The organism is Oleiphilus sp. HI0080 (genome assembly GCF_001635135.1).
Window position 1 is genome coordinate 1 of the sequence record NZ_LWFU01000316.1, and the last position, 4,063, is coordinate 4,063.

The 4,063-nt window shown below is 49.9% G+C and carries 5 protein-coding genes; 1 reads left to right on the plus strand and 4 read right to left on the minus strand.

All coding sequences use genetic code 11. From position 1 onward, the window contains the following. Both A3751_RS03635 and A3751_RS03640 read right to left on the minus strand, forming a co-directional pair. On the minus strand, positions 1-390 hold a 390-nt coding region (locus tag A3751_RS03635), incomplete at its 3' end, for an enoyl-CoA hydratase-related protein (RefSeq protein ID WP_197466159.1). Positions 391-546: 156 nt separating this feature from the next. Continuing rightward, positions 547-2,583 carry an NADPH-dependent 2,4-dienoyl-CoA reductase gene (locus A3751_RS03640; protein ID WP_068452213.1) on the minus strand — a complete coding sequence of 679 codons (2,037 nt, stop codon included), beginning with the start codon at positions 2,581-2,583 and terminating at the stop codon, positions 547-549. A 117-nt stretch (positions 2,584-2,700) separates the two neighbouring features. Between A3751_RS03640 and A3751_RS03645 the strand changes: the two genes are divergently transcribed. After that, positions 2,701-3,309: a TetR/AcrR family transcriptional regulator gene (locus tag A3751_RS03645; RefSeq protein WP_197466160.1), complete on the plus strand. Its 609-nt coding sequence runs from the start codon at positions 2,701-2,703 to the stop codon at positions 3,307-3,309. Between the two features lie 37 nt (positions 3,310-3,346). Here A3751_RS03645 and A3751_RS03650 read toward each other — a convergent pair whose 3' ends face one another. After that, entirely contained in the window at positions 3,347-3,547 is a 201-nt protein-coding gene (locus tag A3751_RS03650; protein ID WP_068452219.1) for a hypothetical protein, read from the minus strand. Positions 3,548-3,659: 112 nt separating this feature from the next. Then, a partial coding sequence (locus A3751_RS03655) for an aquaporin (RefSeq protein ID WP_082863034.1) occupies positions 3,660-4,063 on the minus strand: 404 nt, incomplete at its 5' end.

The window sequence follows — 4,063 nt, forward strand, 5'->3', positions numbered from 1 at the left end:
CGCATAGCGCATGTCGGCACCTAAGGCTAAAGTCATCGCCATACCGTAGCTAATGCCATGCATCACGCAGATCACTGGCACTGGCAGGCGATGCCAGCCAATGCAAAAACGTTGCGCCATGTTGGTACCAAAGGGGTTTAGCTTCCAGCCGATTTTTGCAAACTGAATGGGCTGGCCCATGATGCTTTTAATGTCGATACCAGAGCTAAAGTGCTCACCCTTGCCAGAGATAATAACAACGCGAATGTCTCGGTCTTTTTTGATGATCTTTTGTACATTCACAATGTCGCACATCAGGTCGAAATTAAACGCATTGAACTTTTCTGGTCGGTTGAGAATAACGTGCGCGATGCCGTCTTCGACCTTGTAAATGATATGTTTAAAATCCATGGCTTTGACCTTTTGTTAACGCTGGTTGTCGTACGTTTTTATCTTTTGATCTGAAAGACAGTGAGAGTGAGGTTTCAGCCCTCACTCTCTATCACTCTCACTCTCACTCCGCGCTAGCAACTACAGTTCTAACTACAGTTCTAACTGCAGCTCTAACTACAGCTCTGCTGCGAGTTCTGCGCCTTGTTTAATCGCGCGCTTGGCATCCAATTCACCGGCAAACTCAGCACCACCAATGAGGTGGAAGTTCGTCGTTGGTGAATCCTCAGTGTAAAGCTCTTTGCGCGACTCTTGCCCTGCACAGATAACGATATGATCGACATCGAGCACGCGCTGTTCGCCATCCACAGTGATGTGTAAGCCTGCATCGTCAATCTTGTCGTAGCTTACTCCGCCGAGCATTTCGACGTCTTTCATTTTTAACACCGCACGGTGTACCCAGCCCGAAGTCTTGTTTAATCCTGCGCCTAGCGGGCTCTTCTTGCGCTGAAGTAAGTAGACTTCACGCGCTGGTGCATGTGGTTTTTTCTCGACTAGCTGGCCTGGGTTAGTGCTGTTGAAATCAACACCCCATTCTTCGCTCCACTCTTCTACCGTTTGTGGGCGTGGCGTGCTGTCTGCCTTGGCACCCGGATGAACAAGGAATTCAGCAACATCAAAACCGATACCACCGGCACCGATCACCGCGACTTTGTCACCCACTTCTGCACCGGTAAGTACATCAAGGTAGGACAATACTTTCTTGTGCTCGATGCCTTCGATAGGTGGTTTACGTGGGTTGATACCCGTCGCGACGATGACTTCGTCATAACCTGCTTTTTCTAGATACTCTGCATCAACCTTGGTATTTAGCTTCAGTTTAACGCCTGAAACCTCAACACGACGACCGTAGTATTTGATCATCTCATAGAATTCTTCTTTACCCGGAATCTGCTTGGCGTAGTTGAACTGGCCGCCAATTTCGCTCGCCATATCGTATAGCGTGACGTCATGGCCTCGCTCGGCCGCCACAGTAGATGCGGAAAGCCCCGCCGGGCCGGAACCAATTACCGCAACCTTCTTCTTGTTGGTCACAGGAATATAAACGAGCTCCGTCTCATGGCAGGCTTGTGGGTTCACCAAACAAGAGGCGCGCTTCATCTCAAAGGTATGATCAAGACAGGCTTGGTTGCATGCGATACAAATGTTGATCTCATCCGCTCGACCTTCCGCCGCTTTGTTCACAAAGTGCGGATCCGCCAAAAACGGACGCGCCATTGAAACCAAGTCTGCATCACCCGTGGCAATAATGTCTTCGGCCACGTCTGGCGTGTTAATGCGGTTAGAGGCACATACCGGAATTGACAGCTCTTTCTTCACACGTGCGGTTGCTTCACGGAAGGCCGCTCGCGGCACAGAGGTCACAATGGTCGGAACACGTGCTTCGTGCCAGCCAATGCCCGTATTCATAATGGTTACGCCAGCTGCTTCCAGTGCTTTTGCGGTCTGGACGATTTCATCCGCCGTCATGCCGCCTTCTACAAGCTCCATCATCGACATACGGAACAAGATAATAAACTTGTCACCAACGGCTTTGCGCATTTCTTTGACTATCTCAACAGGGAAGCGCATGCGGTTTTCAATGCTGCCGCCCCAATGGTCTTTCCGCTGATTTACATGCGGCGCCATAAATTGGTTGATCAAGTAGCCTTCGCTTCCCATCACCTCAACGCCGTCATAGTTGGCTAGCTTTGCTAAGCGTGCGGTTTTAGCAAAGTCTTTGATCGTTGAGCGAATTTGCTTGTCCGACATGGCTTTCGGCTTAAACGGATTGATCGGCGCTTTTTTGGCGGAAGCGGAATGCGAAAATGGGTGGTAGCTGTAGCGGCCTGCGTGCAGAATTTGCAAAGCGATTTTGCCACCTTCTTTATGCACCGCGCTGGTCACTTTACGGTGGTTAGGAATGTCTAGGTAGCTGTTGAACAAACCCGCAGTTGGGTAAAACCAACCGCGCTTGTTTGGGTTGTAGCCGCCAGTAATCACCAAAGCTGCGCCACCTTTTGCACGTTCTGCAAAGTACGCGGCGAGTTTATCCATTTGCCAGAAACGGTCTTCGAGGCCCGTGTGCATTGAGCCCATGATGACGCGGTTTTTCAAAGTGGTGAATCCGAGATCTAAAGGTTCCATCGTGTGTGGATATGGTTGATTGCTCATACGGCCTAACCTCATAAAAAAATAAATGGCTTACTAAATAACTTGACGGCGTCAAGATAACAGTTATTTTGACAGTGTCAAGATTGCTTTGTTATCTTCCGAGCTATGAAAAAGACCATGAGCAAAAGTAATAAAAAATATCACCATCAAGATCTACGCAACACTTTGCTAGAAAATGCTGAGCAGCTCATGAGTGAGCGCGGTATCGCAGGCCTAACATTGCGCGAACTCGCAGAGCGTTCGGACGTCTCTCGACAAGCGCCTTATCATCACTTCTCGTCTAAGCATGCTTTGCTGTGTGCGGTTGCTGAGCGTTCTTTTGATGATCTGAACAACTTGCTTGATCAAGCGGGCATCAATGACGCCACATCCATCCAAGAACGCTTAAAGGACTATGTGATTGCCTATGTGCGTTACGCGGCTGAGAACCCCGAGAAGTATGAGCTCATGTTTGGCGCGGTGACCTGGCGCAACGAGCCTTCGGCGGAACTTACGGAAAAAGGCCATGCGACCTTTCGCCGCTACACCAACATTATTCGACAGTTCAAAGAACATGGCGACATGCCGCCTTACTTTGACGAAACCCGCATGTCGCAAATCACCTGGGCGACACTTCATGGTTTGTGCAAACTGAAGACCGATGGCGTATTTGTCAGCCTAGAGGCTGTCGAAGAGATGTCGCTATATGCTGCGGAGATGATTCTGTCTGTACTCAAAGGTAAGTAGTTGAGAGGCAAATAGAGTAAAGCGTAGTCGTTAAAGGCTAGCGCGTTAACAGCGCCCAAATTCCTGCAATACCGTCTTCTATGAGCACCGAGATAGTAAAGGGAATGACCAGACCGACAGCAAGCGCATAGCCAACCACCGGTGAGGCGTGCGCACTCAAACCTCCAATCACGGCAACTAGAGCCGTAAAGCCAATCTGGGCAGGGCTAGGTTTTATGAGTTTGTCATTTCGGAACAAAAGTTGATCGCTTTAATAAATGTAGTGATCTTTCTTCATGCGCACGCACCATGACTCGGAAACGCCCAGAACCGCCAACGCCTTCTCTATGAGCTCATTAGGGGTGGCATATTTAGTCTTCAGGCGTTCCGATAAATCGATAAATAGCCGCGCCAATGGCACCACCAATAATTGGTGCTACCCAAAAAAGCCAAAGCTGTGCGGTGGCCCAATCGCCAACATAAAGTGCCACACCTGTGCTTCGAGCCGGATTGACCGAGGTGTTCGTCACGGGGATGCTAATCAGGTGTATCAGAGTCAAACCCAATCCAATGGCGATCGGTGCAAAGCCGGCTGGCGCGCGTTGATCGGTCGCACCCAAAATAATCAGAACGAACATCATCGTCATGACGACCTCGGTAATCAACGCCGCTTGCATGGTGTATCCGCCCGGAGAGTGCTCGCCATAACCATTGGATGCGAAGCCGCCTGCCACATCAAAACCAGATTGCCCGGAAGCGATGAGGTACAGCACAC